General features: G+C 40.5%; 12 protein-coding genes. 7 read left to right on the top strand and 5 right to left on the bottom strand.

Features of this window, described 5'->3' with window-relative positions:
- Positions 1 to 225: 225 nt before the first annotated feature.
- Positions 226 to 3,234, top strand: coding sequence for a protein O-mannosyl-transferase family (locus RT138_RS03045; protein WP_313189475.1), 3,009 nt, complete (start codon positions 226 to 228; stop codon positions 3,232 to 3,234).
- A 65-nt stretch (positions 3,235 to 3,299) separates the two neighbouring features.
- Here the strand turns inward: RT138_RS03045 and RT138_RS03040 are convergent, their stop codons facing one another.
- On the bottom strand, positions 3,300 to 4,970 hold the full coding sequence (locus RT138_RS03040) for a glutamine--tRNA ligase/YqeY domain fusion protein (protein WP_313189474.1): 1,671 nt from the start codon (positions 4,968 to 4,970) through the stop codon (positions 3,300 to 3,302).
- A 93-nt stretch (positions 4,971 to 5,063) separates the two neighbouring features.
- Between RT138_RS03040 and RT138_RS03035 the strand changes: the two genes are divergently transcribed.
- Entirely contained in the window at positions 5,064 to 6,338 is a 1,275-nt protein-coding gene (locus tag RT138_RS03035; protein WP_313189473.1) for an FAD-dependent oxidoreductase, read from the top strand.
- Between the two features lie 84 nt (positions 6,339 to 6,422).
- Here RT138_RS03035 and RT138_RS03030 read toward each other — a convergent pair whose 3' ends face one another.
- From RT138_RS03030 to RT138_RS03020, 3 genes are all read right to left on the bottom strand, one after another.
- Positions 6,423 to 7,070 (bottom strand): carbonic anhydrase, encoded by a 648-nt coding sequence (locus tag RT138_RS03030; RefSeq protein ID WP_313189472.1) that lies wholly within the window; start codon positions 7,068 to 7,070, stop codon positions 6,423 to 6,425.
- A 72-nt stretch (positions 7,071 to 7,142) separates the two neighbouring features.
- On the bottom strand, positions 7,143 to 8,723 hold the full coding sequence (locus RT138_RS03025; protein WP_313189471.1) for a SulP family inorganic anion transporter: 1,581 nt from the start codon (positions 8,721 to 8,723) through the stop codon (positions 7,143 to 7,145).
- A 109-nt stretch (positions 8,724 to 8,832) separates the two neighbouring features.
- Positions 8,833 to 9,177: a hypothetical protein gene (locus tag RT138_RS03020; RefSeq protein WP_237219504.1), complete on the bottom strand. Its 345-nt coding sequence runs from the start codon at positions 9,175 to 9,177 to the stop codon at positions 8,833 to 8,835.
- Between the two features lie 207 nt (positions 9,178 to 9,384).
- On the opposite strand from RT138_RS03020, the gene RT138_RS03015 reads away from it, so the two are divergent.
- The 3 genes from RT138_RS03015 to RT138_RS03005 all read left to right on the top strand — a co-directional run bounded on the left by RT138_RS03015 (position 9,385) and on the right by RT138_RS03005 (position 12,677).
- On the top strand, positions 9,385 to 10,932 hold the full coding sequence (locus RT138_RS03015) for a helicase HerA-like domain-containing protein (protein ID WP_313189470.1): 1,548 nt from the start codon (positions 9,385 to 9,387) through the stop codon (positions 10,930 to 10,932).
- A gap of 56 nt (positions 10,933 to 10,988) precedes the next feature.
- A complete protein-coding gene (locus RT138_RS03010) occupies positions 10,989 to 11,900 on the top strand; it encodes a sugar phosphate nucleotidyltransferase (protein WP_313189469.1) in 912 nt (303 codons plus the stop codon).
- Between the two features lie 90 nt (positions 11,901 to 11,990).
- A complete protein-coding gene (locus RT138_RS03005; RefSeq protein ID WP_313189468.1) occupies positions 11,991 to 12,677 on the top strand; it encodes a TIGR02117 family protein in 687 nt (228 codons plus the stop codon).
- Between the two features lie 52 nt (positions 12,678 to 12,729).
- On the opposite strand, the gene RT138_RS03000 is transcribed toward RT138_RS03005, so the two are convergent.
- The gene (locus RT138_RS03000; protein ID WP_313189467.1) at positions 12,730 to 13,287 is read right to left on the bottom strand and encodes a thioredoxin family protein; all 558 of its coding nucleotides are present in this window, start codon (positions 13,285 to 13,287) and stop codon (positions 12,730 to 12,732) included.
- Between the two features lie 192 nt (positions 13,288 to 13,479).
- Between RT138_RS03000 and dnaK the strand changes: the two genes are divergently transcribed.
- Together dnaK and RT138_RS02990 are read left to right on the top strand one after the other, a co-directional pair.
- On the top strand, positions 13,480 to 15,399 hold the full coding sequence (dnaK, locus tag RT138_RS02995; protein WP_313189466.1) for a molecular chaperone DnaK: 1,920 nt from the start codon (positions 13,480 to 13,482) through the stop codon (positions 15,397 to 15,399).
- Positions 15,400 to 15,574: 175 nt separating this feature from the next.
- Positions 15,575 to 15,931, top strand: a complete 357-nt coding sequence (locus RT138_RS02990; protein ID WP_254529058.1) for an MmcQ/YjbR family DNA-binding protein — start codon at positions 15,575 to 15,577, stop codon at positions 15,929 to 15,931.
- Positions 15,932 to 15,934: the final 3 nt, after the last annotated feature.

Below are 15,934 nucleotides of genomic sequence, written 5' to 3'. Positions count from 1 at the left end.
GACAGCTTCGAGACAGCTTCGAGAATGACTTGGATAAAATTCTATTCATTTTGCGAGTTTTCGGAATGTGGGTAAAACAAATCCAAATAAAGCTCCTGAAAATCCAGCAATGATAAGGCCTTTTTGGAAGAAAGAGAGCAGCCGTATTCCATGTTAAATAATGTTAATCACAAATGTGGGAGATAATTCTTTTTTAAATTTAAATCACATTTATTACCTACTATTATGAACTATAGCAAAATCAACAATCTTCTCGGCTGGCTATGTGCTGTTATTGCGTTTGTATTGTATGCATTCACTGTGGATCAATCCATCAGTTGGTGGGATACCGGTGAGTTTATTGCGGCATCGGATAAGCTGGAAATTGTACATCAACCTGGGGCACCCTTGTTTCTCTTGGTTCAGAACCTGTTTTCAAACCTTGCTCTTGGAAATAAGGAACATATTGCACTTTGGATGAATTTAGGTTCGGCATTTTGTTCAGCCTTGACCATTATGTTTTTGTTTTGGACCATTACAGCCTTGGCAAGAAAACTGCTTTTAGGAAAGTCAGAAGGGAATAGCCTCCAAAATCTGCAGATTTTCGCTGCTGGAGCGGTAGGAGCTCTGGCATATGCCTTTACAGATTCCTTTTGGTATTCTGCTGTGGAGTCAGAGGTCTATGCCATGTCTTCACTTTGTACCGCCATTGTATTTTGGTTGGCGTTGAAGTGGGAGAGAAGGGCAGATGAACCGGATTCCAATAAATGGCTATTGCTGATTGCCTATGTGATGGGACTATCCATCGGAGTTCATCTGTTGAATTTATTGACGATTCCAGCCATAGCACTCCTGATCTATTTCAGGAAGTCTAAGCAGGTGACCTGGAAAGGTGCAATTAAATCCTTTGCTTGGGGAGTTCTCGCCTTAGCCTTTATTCTTTGGGGAGTGATCCAATATTCTGTAAAGATAGCAGCAGGATTTGATCTCTTCTTCGTTAATACATTGGGTATGCCATTTGGTTCAGGCATTGTTCTGTTTGTCCTGCTCTTAGTTTCAGCAGCGGTTTTCGGCATTATGTATTCGATCAGAAAGAACAAGCCTATCCTAAATCTCTTGATTTTAGGTACTTGTTTGGTCTTTTTCGGGTTCACGTCCTTTAGTATGATAATAATCCGTGCTCAAACGAATATTACACTGAACAATAATGCTCCTGATAATGCATATTCCTTTTTGGGCTATTTGAGCAGGGAACAATACCAATCTGAACCCCTGTTTAAGGGACCGACCTTCAATTCAAAAATAACGGATGTTAAGGAATCCGTAGGTTATAGGAAGGATACCGAGCAATATGAGCAATATGAAAATGTCAAAGGCTATAAATACGACAAGGAAGTATTGTTCCCGAGGTTGTACAGCCAAAAGCATACTGAATTCTATAAACAATATTTGAATCTACAAGATGGGGAGGATCCAACCTTTCTGGATAATATGAAGTTCTTTTTCAATTATCAGGTAGGTCATATGTATTCCCGTTATTTCATGTGGAATTTCGTGGGCAGACAGAATGATACACCTAGCCAAGGCGAGTTGACTGCTGGCAATTGGATTTCAGGGATTGGTTTTTTGGATGAACTGCGTTTGCCGGGAATGGATGCCATTTCTGATCGAATGAAAGAAGATCCAAGTAGGAATACCTACTTCTTCCTTCCCCTACTGCTCGGATTTGCCGGCTTGATCTGGCAAGCAAAGCGAAGCAAAAGGGACGCCAGCATTGTTGGTCTATTGTTCTTCTTTACTGGATTAGCTATTGTGCTGTATTTAAATCAAACACCGCTACAGCCGCGAGAGCGTGATTATTCCTATGCAGGTTCGTTTTATGTATTTGCTATATGGATCGGTTTAGGAGTCCTGGGTTTGATTGATTTTATGCAAAAAAGGAGCAAACTTTCCATGAAGGCAATTACCTATTCTGCCGTTGGATTTGCTATGCTTGCTGGCCCTATATTGTTGGTCAAGGAGAATTGGGACGACCATGACCGTTCTGGTCGTCATATGACGAGGGAAGTGGCCTTGAATACCTTGAACTCCTGTGAGCCCAATGCCATATTGTTCACCTATGCTGATAATGACACTTTCCCATTATGGTATCTACAGGAAGTAGAGGGAATCCGGACAGATGTCAGGGTCTTGAATTATGGCTACCTAGGCTCGGATTGGTATGTAAAGCAGGCGATGGAGGGTGTCAATCAATCCAAGGCTTTGCCGATCGCATTCGACTTTAATAAAGTAAAAAAGGGTGTTCGTGACGTGATTCAGGTGGTTGACCTAGGAATTGAAGGCTATACAGATGTGGATCAATTGCTGGATGTGATGCTTTCGGACGATAATAGGAACAAGCTGGAAACAAGTGATGGCAGTTTTGTAAATGTGATGCCGACGAAAAAGCTCCAACTTAAGATAGATAAGGAGAAAGCCTTGAAAAATGCCAATATTCCAGCGGAATGGCAGCAGTTTATCCCAGAGCACATGCAATGGGAGCTCAAGGAAAATCTGGTGACCCGAGCAGACTTAAGCTTGATGTCCATTTTGGTCAATAACAATTGGGAAAGGCCAATTTACTTTGTCTCCTTGAGTGCACCGGCAATCTCCATGGGCATGGATAAATACCTTGCTTCAGAGGGCTTGGTCAGCAAACTGATGCCTGTAGATATGGGGCAGTCTTCAAATGGCAACGGACTGATCAATGCAGATAAGATTTACGATAATGCCATTCATAAATTTGAATGGTCCAATATTAATACGTTGAAGCATTTCGATGTTGATTCCAACCAATACTATGAGGGATGGATCTACCCTAATGTCTATACAGATGGTATGCAAGCCTTGGTTAATCAAGGAAAGTTAGATGAGGCAAGGGAATTGGCCTTGCAAGCCTATGATTTTCAACCGAGGGAGACCAAAAGCATGCGACAGACCTACTACAATACTGTACTTGTGGACACCTTGCTGAAGGTAAAGGAAGTCGATAGAGCAAAGATGTTGGCGGGTAGGCAATTGGAGGCCATTAAGGAAAATTTGGACTATCAATTGGCAATCTATCAAAAAGCAAAAAGGGGGTATGATTCCATTTCCATTCAGTTGGGATTGGCGGCATTAGACCAGTATGTTCCGATCTTGAAAGAATTGGGAGATGAACGGTTGATGGCTGAAGCCTCCCGAATGGACAAGAAATACAAGGCCGTGTGGTTGTAAAACTATCGGGCCATAAAAAAAGGACAAGAAATTTACTTGTCCTTTTTTTATGCCTTAAAACCAGATTATTTTTTAGACTCTTTAGCCCAAGAGTCTTTCAATGTTACTGTTCTGTTGAAGACAAGTTTATCTTCAGTTGTATTCTTGTTATCAAGGTTAAAATAACCTAAGCGGATAAATTGATATCCTTTTCCAAGCTCAGCATTTGCCAGATCAGGTTCAGCATAGGCTTTTTCAATGATCTGTAGGCTATTTGGATTGATAGAAGCTTTGAAGTCTTCGGCAGCAGCAGGATTCTCATCTTGGAACAGACGGTCATAAAGACGTACTTCCACTTCTTTGGCATGTGGTATAGAAACCCAGTGAATGGTTCCTTTTACCTTCATGCCTGATGTATCTTCACCAGATTTAGAATTAGGAACATATTCACAGTACACTTCCGTAATATTACCGTTTTCATCTTTTTTGAAATCAGTACAGGTTACGATATAGCCGTGTTTCAAGCGCACGGAAAGACCTGGCCCTAACCTAAAGAATTTCTTAGGAGCGTCTTCCATAAAGTCCTCACGCTCGATCCATAGTTCTTTAGAAAATGGGATTACCCTGCTACCCTCTCCACCTTCAACTTCTGGGTTGTTTTCGCCATGTAGTTCCTCAACCTTTCCATCAGGATAATTTGTGATGATTAATTTAATTGGGTCCAATACGGCCATTCTGCGCCAAGCTGTTTTGTTCAGGTCCTCACGGATACAGAACTCCAATAGGCTGACATCGATCATGTTTTCACGTTTTTGGATACCGATGCGTTCGCAGAAATTACGGATACTTTCAGGGGTATATCCACGTCTACGTAGGCCTGAAATGGTAGGCATCCTAGGATCGTCCCAACCTTCAACGAACTTTTCGTTTACCAATTGAAGCAATTTACGCTTGCTCATCACCGTGTAGTTCAGGTTCAATCGAGCAAACTCATATTGTTTAGATGGGAAAATCTCCAAACTGTTGATCAACCAATCGTATAATGGACGGTGCGGAATAAATTCCAAGGTACATACCGAGTGAGTTATCTTTTCGATGGAATCAGATTGTCCATGAGCAAAATCATACATAGGATAGATGCACCATTTGTCACCAGTACGGTGGTGGTGGGCATGTTTGATACGATAAATGATCGGATCGCGCATGTGCATATTAGGGCTCGCCAAGTCCACCTTGGCACGCAATACCTTTTCGCCATCTTTATATTTACCATCGCGCATCTCTTCGAAAAGTTTTAGGTTTTCTTCGATAGAGCGGCTGCGGTATACGGTCGGAGTTCCTGGAACGGTAGGAGTTCCCTTAGATGCAGCGATTTCTTCTGAAGTGCTGTCGTCTACATAGGCCAATTCCTTTTTGATCAATTCGACCGCAAAGTCGTAAAGTGTATCAAAGTAATCTGAGGTGTATAATTCCTCGGCCCACTGGAATCCTAACCATTGAATATCTTTTTTGATGCTATCTACGTATTCCACATCCTCTGTTACAGGGTTGGTGTCGTCAAAACGTAGGTTTGTTTTGCCATTGTACTTCTGCGCTAAAGAAAAATTTAGACAGATTGACTTAGCATGCCCAATATGAAGATAGCCATTTGGCTCAGGAGGGAAACGGGTCAATACACGCCCATCATTTTTCCCATTACGAAGATCCTCTTCGATAATCTCTTCAATAAAATTCAATGATTTTTCTTCTTCTACCATGTAGCAAAGTTAGCTATTTCAACGATATAATGGATAATAGCATAACGAATACTTGTTTGATTTTGCTTATTTTCGATTTAAAATTATGGAACTATGAATTTGAGAGTCCTAACCTTTCTTTGTTTGCTATTTCCCTGTCTGGTTTGTGCACAAAAAAAGGCAAAACCAAAGATGTTCGTTTATGGATCGGACATTACTGCCCTGTCTGCTGCAATACAGGCTGCCAGATCGAATGTTCCGACCGTCATGCTGATGGACAGGCCGATTTTGGCAGAGGAAATCACTTCCGAGGTCCTTCAATTTGAAGGCAACAAAAACTTGGATGGAGGGATATGGATGGGCATTCTGATGGAAATGGCTATCAGCAAGACCCGTGATGATTCCTTGGCCCAGGTAGTCAAGAAGGATTTTAATCCACAATTGGCAAGGAATGCCATTGACAAGTATATGCGAGAATTGCCAAACTTGACCGTCATTAAGGAACAGAGCATATCTAAAGTAACCCGAAATAAAAGAAATTGGGAAATTATCCTTTCCAATAGACAGAAATTTGAAGTGCTGTCGGTAGTAGATGCCAGTGAAGATGCAGGCCTGGTTAAGGCATCTGGACTTAAATTGGACTCGGCATTGCAAGGCGGCTATACTCAGGCCAAGGATATGGGTCTGGCAATCAGCAGGACCAGTTTGGCCGTAGGGGAGTTGGATAAAGCTTCTTCTGTGGTCTTCCTGAAAGATTTGTTGGATTTTGAAAAAGAAAACCTGTTTGATATCGGGCGATTGAGGTCCATGGCTAAATCTCCGGATAATATTGGGTTCAGATCTTCCTTTGGGCAGGCCATTGGTGCTACAGCTGGTTATACAGCATTCTTCAAGACCGATAGCAAGAAAATTGATATCCGAAAGCTACAAGCAGAGCTTTTAGCTTTCAAGGCAAGATTGATCCCATACCAGGATGTGGAAGTTAAAGACCCTCATTTTGCTGCCATCCAAAAATGTTATTTGACCGGCTTCTTTTTAGGGAAGGACGTCGAAGGGAAGTATATCTTTGATGGGGACCAAATCGTCAAATTTAGTGATGTCAAACCTGTCCTAAATGATATTTATACCCGTAGCCAATTATGGTTCTTGGATAATTACCGTGAAGACGAGCTGACATGGAAAGATTTATTGGGCATGATCAAATTCATTGCCTTTAAAGGTGATGAGGTAGATAGACAGATCGCGAAAGATTGGAAAACCAAATTGAAGTTTGAGGGGGAGTTTTCACCAGAGAATAAAGTGACCCGGGATCAATTTGCAGTGGTGGCCGATCTTTTTTCCAGTTCATTTGCAAAAGCTATCAATTTAGATGGAAGCTTTGTCAAATAGGAAAGAACTTGATATATAAAAAAGGCCCTTCAACAATTTGTTGAAGGGCTTTTTCTAATCTATGGTAATAGTCCTAGGGGCATTTTATACATATGCGAAAACAGTTCCCATACCCTCATTATTGGTAAAGGTCGTGTTCAGGTCAATCAATTGACCGGTTCCGATATTGATCACCATGCCATGGATGGCTAAGTCAGCACCATTCTTCCATGCATTTTGCACGATAGAGGTAGAGGTCAAGTTGAATACTTGTTCCTTTACGTTCAATTCTACCAGTTTGTTTGCTTTTTCTTCCTGATCTTCAATAGAATCAATCTCTGCAGCGTGCAAACGGTAAACATCTTTGATATGGCACAACCAGTTGTCGATAATACCGTATTGTTGAGAACTCAATGAAGCGGCAACACCACCACAGCCATAATGGCCAGCAACGATGATATGTTTTACTTTTAATACATTGACCGCATAGTCTAATACAGCTAACATGCTCATGTCTGAATGGACACACATATTGGCGATATTACGGTGTACAAATACTTCACCGGGCTTCTTTCCCGTCAATTCATTCGCAGGAACACGACTATCAGCGCATCCAATCCATAAGATTTCTGGACTTTGGCCTTTAGAAAGTTGTTGAAATCTGCCTGATGAATCCTTCGCTACGAAGTCCATCCAGTCTTTGTTTCCTTCTAAAATCTGAGTAAATCCTGTTTCTAATTCTTTTTGTCCCATTATTATGTGATTTTATTTATTTGTAAGGTCTAATGAAAGACCTTACAAGTTTCTGCAATTATTTTAAATTATTTAAACTACTTTTTTAAGTTTTTGTTTTTTGGCGATGCCGTTTCTTTTATACGTAACATCGTTCAACTCAATTTCCAGGCCTTTGCTAATGGCATTTTGCTCGAAATCCTTAATGACATCAATGACATCCTTGTCAATAAACTTACTTTTCTGACCATCAATGATGATTGATTTTACACTCTTAGGAAGATTGTAAAGTTTTTGTTGAATCGGTGCTTTGTTCAAGAAAGTTACCTCTTCTGCCAAAGTGATGACAGCGGTTTCGTTTTCTGAATGATCGGTAGATTTGATGTTCAGGTGGTATGCATTGTGCATGTTTGCACGTAGGATATAGAAAGTCGCCACCAAGATACCAATTCCTACACCGGTCAATAGATCGGTAAACACAACAGCAACAACCGTAACTACGAAAGGAATAAATTGATCCAAACCTTTTATCAACATTTGCTTGAACAAGGCTGGTTTTGCCAGTTTATAACCTGTATGCAATAGAATTGCTGCCAAACCTGCCAAAGGAATCAAGTTGATCATACTAGGGATGGCCAATAAAGCTAGCAATAACCAAACACCATGCAAGATTGACGATTGTCTGGTCTTACCACCTGCATTCGCATTTGCTGATGAACGTACGATTACTGAAGTCATCGGTAGACCACCCAAGAAACCACTTGTAATATTACCAATACCTTGAGCGATCAGCTCGCGGTTCGTTGGTGAATTACGTTTCAATGGGTCCAGTTTATCTACGGCCTCAATACTCAACAAGGTTTCCAAACTTGCGATGATCGCAATGGTAAAGGCTACAATCCAAACTTCTTTATTGAAGATCTGGGTGAAATCCGGGAAAATGAAAAGTCCTTGGAATTCAGCAAATGAAGATACCACTGGGATATTCACAAAATGTCCTTGGCTCAATGCGAAGGAGGTACCTTGGAAGGCAAAACCTAAGCCTACACCTAATAAAACGACGATAAGCGGTGCAGGGACTTTGTTCAACTTCTTGATATTAGGCCAAAAGATCAATACGGCCAATGAAAGGAAACAAATAATGGTGGCTCCCCAATTGACATTTGAGATCACTGTGTTTGTAAAGGCAGTAATTCCGCCACCATTTTCAAAATCGAATGCATTAGTTTCCGATAATCCAAATGCTAAAGGGATCTGTTTCAATATAATGGTGATACCGATTGCGGCCAACATGCCCAAGATGACAGAAGATGGAAAGTAGTTTCCTATCATTCCTGCCTTAATGATCCCGAGGATCAATTGGATGGCACCTGCAATAAGTACGGCCAAAATAAAGGTTTCATAAGCGCCCAATTTTTCAATGGCACCTAATACAATAACAGTTAATCCTGCTGCTGGACCACTCACAGACAAGGGTGATCCTGAAATCGATGCTACAACAATACCACCGATGATACCGGTCAATATACCGGCAAATAGAGGCGCTCCAGACGCCATTGCAATTCCCAGACATAATGGCAAAGCCACTAAAAATACTACAATACTAGCTGGGAAGTCATATTTTAAGTCCCTTTTTGATAATTTCAAAAAAGCGGACGTACGTGTACCAAACATAAACCTACGTTTTAAATTTTTAATTCAATAAATGATAATTTGATTCAGTATACCTATTAAGACGTCGATCTAATGAGGTCAGAACAGGGTATACCCTTAGGATATTGAATTAACAATTAGGAGGTGGGGTGGGTACGGAGGCATGGTAGGCACAGATACTCTTCTCGTTTTTCAGGTAGTGTTTAATACCAGCGCTATTTTCTACGGTTGGGTTGAAAAGCATGAAGTCGATATCACCAGGTCTAAAGATCTTGATGCCTGTTTCGTGCAGGTCTTCATTGTTGCTGTTAGTTCCTTTTGCGGTGTTTTCAATCTCAAGCTGCATGACTACTTGTAAGACAGTACCTTTATCCAGTACATCCACAAACATAGGGGTAATAGAAATCAGCATCTTCGTGAAGAAGATAAAGAAGCAAAGTTTTGCTGCCAATATTCTATATGCCTTTGTAAACATGTGGGTCTTAATAATCATTTCTGCAACAAAAATAAAATTAAATTTTAAAATAGTTTCTTTTTTGAAATTTTATTATGAAAAAATTACAAAAGTCACCTCTTTAATCTGAATTCTTAATATTGTGTTAACATAATTTTGTTTAAAATCTTAATTTGAATAATTATATCTTTATTTATTAATTCAATTAGCATATTAAGGCTATAACTTATGAAAGAACAATTTATTGAAAAGATAACCGCCTCTTATAATCCCAAGGGGCCATTTATACAATTAGGTTCTGGTATCCTTGATGGGGAGATTGTAACAGCAGCTAAGGTAAACCTCGCTTTAAAGATGATGAACCGACATGGTCTGATTGCAGGAGCGACCGGAACAGGTAAGACCCGGACCCTGCAGTTGACTGCAGAACAACTATCGGATGCCGGTGTGCCGGTTTTCATGTTGGATGTAAAAGGGGATTTATCGGGATTAGCGGAACCTGGAAAAACCAATGATGCCCTGATAGAACGTGGAAATGCAGTTGGAATTCCTTTTGAACCCGCAAGTTTCCCTATAGAATTGTTCTCTCTTTCCGGAAAATTAGGAGCACCAATGCGCGTTACGGTCGAGGATTTTGGTCCGGTGCTACTGGCCCGTATCTTGGACCTAAACGATACCCAGGCCGGTGTATTGAGTGCAATTTTTAAATATGCAGATGATACGCAGTTGCCTATCGTCGATTTTCCGGATCTCAAAAAGTTGCTGAGTTACCTATCTGATGGGCCCGGCGCTGAGGAAATCAAGAATGATTATGGTAAGATCTCGACAGCAAGTGCCAATACGATCTTAAGGAAAATTGTCGCCATCGAACAACAGGGCCTTGCCCATATCTTTGGTGAAAAAGAATTTGATATACAGGACCTGTTTGGAAAAGTGGATGGAAAAGGGGTGATCACCTTGTTGAACATTTCCGATATCCAAGACCAACCCTTATTATTTTCCACATTTTTATTGAGCCTTTTGGCCCAATTATTCAAGAAATTGCCCGAAGTTGGCGATTTAGATAAACCTAAATTGGTGTTTTTCTTTGATGAGGCACACTTATTGTTTAATGGAGCATCGAAGGCTTTCCTGACGCAGATCGAGCAAATCGTTCGATTGATCCGTTCAAAAGGAGTAGGGGTATTTTTCTGTACACAGGCGGCAACGGATATTCCTGAATCTGTATTAGGACAATTGGGAAATAGGGTCCAACATGCTTTGAGAGCATTTACCCCGAACGATGCCGACAACCTCAGGAAAACAGTGAAGACCTATCCTACATCGGAGTTTTACGAAATCGATAAGGTTTTGACATCCTTAGGAACTGGTCAGGCCTTAGTGACGGTCTTGAATGATAAGGGTATTCCCACAGAAGTGGTAGCCACGCATTTAGTGCCTGCAAGAGCCGTAATGGGGCCATGTAGCCCTCAGTTGTATGAGGAATTGGTTCAGAATTCGGATTACCGTTCGAAATATCAGGAACGAGTGGAAAGACAGACTGCATCGGAAATCATTGAGGAGCGCATGAAGTCTTTTGAAGCAAAGAAAGAGGCCGAAGCGGCACAGAAAGAGGTAGAGAAAGCAGCAGGAAAAACGAGGTCCTCTGGATCTAGGAGACAGACGCCTTTGGAGGCGGCGCAGACGCAGGCGAGCCGGACTTTGGCGAGAGAGGGCGCGAAATTATTAGGGAAGATTGCCAATGGCATTCTTAACTCTATCTTCAAAAAGAGATAATATATAAAACATTATATTTGCAAACGAAAATCGAGTACTAAACAAAAAATTACATTATGGGAAAACCAACTTTGGTGGTTCTAGCAGCGGGAATGGCTAGCCGTTATGGTTCATTAAAACAAGTGGATGGATTTGGTCCACATGGGGAAACAATTATTGATTATTCCATTTTTGATGCGATCCGTGCCGGTTTTGGAAAAGTAGTTTTCATTATCCGTGAAGAATTTGAAGCAGTAATGCGTGAGAAATTTGACGCCAAGCTTGCAGGTAAGATCGAGGTAGCTTATGCTTTCCAAGATTTTAACTTGAGAAAATTCGGAATCGATAAAGATATTGAACGTGCTAAACCTTGGGGTACAGCTCATGCTGTGATGAGTGCGAAGGATGAAGTTGATGGACCTTTCTGTGTAATCAATGCTGATGATTTTTATGGTTTTGATGCCTTTAAGAAAATGGCTGATTTCCTAAGCAATGAAGCGGATGATAAGCACATGTCTTTGATGGGATTTGCATTGGGCAATACCATGTCCGACTATGGCTATGTTTCTCGTGGTGTATGTGAGGTGACTCCTGAAGGTCATATGGCTTCCGTTACGGAAAGAACAAACATCTATTATGATAAAACTGAAGGCGACAAGAAAATCGTCTTTGAAGAGAACGGTGTAAAAAATGAATTACCAGCAGATGCACGCGTATCGATGAACTTCTGGGGCTTTACTCCTAAAATCTTTGAAGTAGCGATGGAGATGTTCCCTAAGTTTGTTGAAGAAAATGGTGATAATCCTAAATCAGAATTCTTTATCCCTTCTGTTCCTGATTACATGGTAAAAAAAGGACAGGCTGACTTTAAAGTGATCCCAACTTCTTCGAAATGGTTTGGTGTTACCTATATGGAAGATAAACCAATCGTACAGGAAAGTATCTCAAAATTGGTAGCTGATGGTGAATACCCCCAGAAATTATTTTAATACCAAGATTTAAAAATATATCGAATGGCAGGCTTAGTCCTGCCATTTGTTTTTCCACAATATTGATATCTTTATTTCTTTAATCGATCTATGATGAAGAAAGTTATGATGGTCCTTCTCTATGTGTTTATTGGATTAATCGTGTTTGCAGGTCTATACTTTGCTGCAGATTCTGTCCTGTCTAGGATTTCTGCCGATAAGCATGATAAAGAAGGCATGCCTAAAAATATCACGGTTTATGTGCTGTCCAATGATGTACATACCGATATCGTGCTTCCCATTCGGAATGAATTACAGGACTGGACGGAGGTTTTTCCCATTGAAAACAATAAGGGAAAGGATTTGAATCAGCAATATGTTTCTATTGGTTGGGGTGATAAGGGCTTTTACCTGAATACCCCTGAGTGGAAGGACCTGACCTTAAAGACTGCTTTGGTTGCTGGGTTGGGTATTGGTGAAACTGCCCTGCATGTCACTTATTATAAGCAGATGGAAGAAAATGACCTTTGTTATAAGGTTCAGATCGATAGCAATCAATATAATGTCCTGAAAAGCTATATCCTGAATTCCTTAGATATGGATAAGGAAGGTAAACCAATATTGATTGAGACGAATGCGCAATATGGTCCTGATGATGCATTCTATGAGGCGAAGGGTGCTTACAGTTTGTTTTATTCCTGTAATACTTGGTCTAACGCCGCTTTGAAAAAGGCTAATATGCCATCTGGAGTTTGGACGGTTTTTGATAAGGGGATTTTAAGGCATTATAGGGATTAAGGTTATTTTGGAATATATCTGAATAAAAAAAAGCTGCAATCGCAGCTTTTTTTTATTCAGATAATAATTTTGTCAATTCTTTTTGGATTTCGGCTCCTTTATCTTCGTTATACCACCTTTGGATGTTTTCTTTGATTTCCTCCATTGGTTTTCCTTCCGCTCTTTCAGTTTCGAAGATTTGCTGTAGTGCATCTGGACGTGGTCCCCATACCACTTTATCATGTCCTACATCGTTACGGATGATCAATTTCGGGATTGATTTTCCGCCATTGGTCAAGTAATCGTCGATTAAAAAAGGTTCAGTGTCGCGAAGTTGAATATCAAGATCGATAAAAGGATTGTCCTTTACGATTTTATAGATCTGAGCAACGGAGTGCCCTGCATCCCCACACCAAGGTTCTGTGATTAAGATCCAGTGTTGCGGATCTTTGATGTTTTCAATGCATACTTTCATTTCTGCTGATGGTTCAAATTTTTTCAACCATCTGTTCATTCTGGACCAATTGAGTTTAGCGTAACTTAAATAGTCAGGGTTTGATGAGTATGCTTCGTGTTTTTCGGTATTGTTTAAGATATCCTCGAAGTAACTCTGGTATTCGTCAAAAGTCATGTTGGATTAATTTTTCCAAAAATACATATTATTCCAATATTTGAGAAAAAATGACAGAATGTCACGCTCAAATGACAATTCCTTGCAGATTTTTCCGACTTTGGAATGACAAAGTCAGATAAAACTGTTTGGCATAAGCGTTGTTAATAGAGAATAAGTAATCATTAAACATTAAAGAAAACACAACAAGATATGTCAAAAATTATAGGAATCGACTTAGGAACTACCAACTCATGTGTAGCCGTTATGGAAGGTAATGAGCCGGTAGTTATTGCAAATAACGAAGGAAAGCGTACTACACCTTCTGTTGTTGCATTCGTAGCAGGCGGGGAACGCAAGGTTGGAGATCCAGCAAAACGTCAAGCCATCACTAATCCACAGAACACGATCTACTCGATCAAGCGTTTTATGGGGGTTACATACAATGAGGCTAAAGGCGAAATCGACAAAGTTCCTTATAAAGTAGTAAAAGGCGACAATGATACTCCACGTGTGGAGATTGGCGACCGTAAATATACTCCTCAAGAAATCTCAGCAATGATCCTTCAGAAAATGAAGAAGACAGCAGAGGATTACTTAGGACAAGAAGTAACTCGTGCCGTAATTACAGTACCTGCTTATTTTAATGACGCACAACGTCAGGCAACGAAAGAAGCTGGTGAAATCGCAGGCTTGAAAGTAGAACGTATCATCAACGAACCTACTGCTGCAGCGTTAGCATATGGTCTTGAGAAAGCAGACAAAGACATGAAAATCGTTGTTTTTGACTGTGGTGGTGGTACGCATGACGTTTCAGTATTGGAATTAGGTGACGGTGTGTTTGAAGTAAAATCTACTGATGGTGATACGCACTTAGGTGGTGATGACTTTGATAACGCTATAATTAACTGGTTAGCTGATGAGTTTGCTGACGAAAACGGTGGATTGGACTTGAGAAAAGACCCAATGGCATTACAACGTTTGAAAGATGCTGCTGAGAAAGCGAAAATCGAGTTGTCTAGCACAACTTCTACAGAGATCAACTTGCCATATATCACTGCAGATGGATCTGGTCCTAAGCACTTAGTTCGTTCTTTATCACGTGCTAAATTCGAAAGCTTAGTAGGTCCACTTATCGAACGTACTATCGAACCTTGCCGTACAGCATTGAAAAATGCAGGATTCAGTACCTCAGATATTGACGAAGTAATCCTAGTAGGTGGTTCAACTCGTATCCCAGCAATCCAAGACGCTGTTAAGAAATTCTTCGGAAAAGAGCCTTCAAAAGGTGTTAACCCTGATGAGGTAGTAGCATTAGGTGCTGCAATCCAAGGTGGTGTATTGACAGGTGAAGTAAAAGACGTGTTGTTATTAGACGTAACTCCACTTTCTTTAGGTATTGAAACCATGGGTGGTGTAATGACCAAATTAATTGAGGCCAACACAACTATCCCCACTCGTAAATCGGAAGTTTTCTCTACCGCTTCAGACAATCAACCATCTGTTGAGATCCATGTATTACAAGGTGAGAGACCAATGGCTGCTCAGAACCGTACTTTAGGACGTTTCCAATTGACAGACATTCCTCCTGCACCTCGTGGAATCCCTCAAATTGAAGTAGTATTTGATATCGATGCTAACGGTATTATCAAAGTGTCAGCAATCGACAAAGCTACTGGTAAAGAGCAAAACATCCGTATCGAAGCTTCTTCAGGTCTATCTGACGAAGAGGTTAAGAAAATGAAACAAGAAGCTGAAGCCAATGCAGAAGCTGATAAAAAAGTAAAAGAGGAAGTAGATAAATTGAACTCTGCTGATGCCTTGATCTTCTCAACTGAAAAACAATTGAAAGAATATGGCGATAAAATCTCTGCAGATAAAAAAGGACCTATCGAATCTGGTCTAGAGAAGTTGAAGAAAGCTCATGCTGACAAAAACTTCGCAGATATCGAGACTGCATCTACTGAATTGAATGCTGCATGGAGTGCTGCATCTGAAGAAATGTACGCTGCATCGCAACAAGGAGCTGGTCAACAACAAGCTCAAGGTGATGCTGGTCAAGCAAACAATGGCGGAAACCAAGGTGGTGGCGCTGATGACGTGCAAGACGTAGATTTCGAAGAGGTTAAATAAAACATTAAGTTTACCCCCTTATATTAAAAAGGAGTTGCCTGGAAATGGGCAACTCCTTTTTTAGTATATAGTAATGAGTATTTAGTATTTAGACTATGGGGCTGTTTAAATATGGATATAAATCATTATTTTGTTTATCTAAATACTAAATACTAAATACTAAATACTACAACTCATGAACATCGAAGAACTTCGGGATTATTGCATCGCAAAAAAGGAAAGTACAGAGGAGACACCATTTGGTCCAGATACATTAGTGTTTAAGGTGTTGGGGAAAGTCTTTCTTCTGGTCGGCTTAGATCAGGTGGACCAACTTTCTTTTAATGTGAAATGTGATCCTGAGTACGCCGTTGAATTAAGGGAGAAATATGAACATACTGTCTTGCCTGGTTACCATATGAACAAAAAGCATTGGAATACGGTGCATGCAAACAGACAGTTGAACGATCAAAAACTCTTCGAGTTAATAGACCATAGTTATGAGCTGATTGTCCAAGGCTTACCGAAGAAGGAACGGGAGAAACTATCTTGATGA

Origin of the sequence: Sphingobacterium sp. (genome assembly GCF_032065005.1) — a bacterium.
In the GTDB taxonomy this organism is placed as follows: Bacteria; Bacteroidota; Bacteroidia; order Sphingobacteriales; family Sphingobacteriaceae; genus Sphingobacterium.
Note: the sequence above shows the minus strand (reverse complement) of the source record. Positions and strands in the feature narration are given on the sequence as shown.

What these genes read in the sequence shown, in the direction of transcription:
- RT138_RS02990 (WP_254529058.1), top strand. Translation starts at nt 15,575, where the DNA reads ATGAACATCGAAGAACTTCGGGATTATTGCATCGCAAAAAAGGAAAGT.
- RT138_RS03040 (WP_313189474.1), bottom strand. Translation starts at nt 4,970, where the DNA reads ATGGTAGAAGAAGAAAAATCATTGAATTTTATTGAAGAGATTATCGAA.
- RT138_RS03020 (WP_237219504.1), bottom strand. Translation starts at nt 9,177, where the DNA reads ATGTTTACAAAGGCATATAGAATATTGGCAGCAAAACTTTGCTTCTTT.
- RT138_RS03005 (WP_313189468.1), top strand. Translation starts at nt 11,991, where the DNA reads ATGATGAAGAAAGTTATGATGGTCCTTCTCTATGTGTTTATTGGATTA.
- RT138_RS03045 (WP_313189475.1), top strand. Translation starts at nt 226, where the DNA reads ATGAACTATAGCAAAATCAACAATCTTCTCGGCTGGCTATGTGCTGTT.
- RT138_RS03010 (WP_313189469.1), top strand. Translation starts at nt 10,989, where the DNA reads ATGGGAAAACCAACTTTGGTGGTTCTAGCAGCGGGAATGGCTAGCCGT.
- dnaK (WP_313189466.1), top strand. Translation starts at nt 13,480, where the DNA reads ATGTCAAAAATTATAGGAATCGACTTAGGAACTACCAACTCATGTGTA.
- RT138_RS03000 (WP_313189467.1), bottom strand. Translation starts at nt 13,287, where the DNA reads ATGACTTTTGACGAATACCAGAGTTACTTCGAGGATATCTTAAACAAT.
- RT138_RS03030 (WP_313189472.1), bottom strand. Translation starts at nt 7,070, where the DNA reads ATGGGACAAAAAGAATTAGAAACAGGATTTACTCAGATTTTAGAAGGA.
- RT138_RS03035 (WP_313189473.1), top strand. Translation starts at nt 5,064, where the DNA reads ATGAATTTGAGAGTCCTAACCTTTCTTTGTTTGCTATTTCCCTGTCTG.
- RT138_RS03015 (WP_313189470.1), top strand. Translation starts at nt 9,385, where the DNA reads ATGAAAGAACAATTTATTGAAAAGATAACCGCCTCTTATAATCCCAAG.
- RT138_RS03025 (WP_313189471.1), bottom strand. Translation starts at nt 8,723, where the DNA reads ATGTTTGGTACACGTACGTCCGCTTTTTTGAAATTATCAAAAAGGGAC.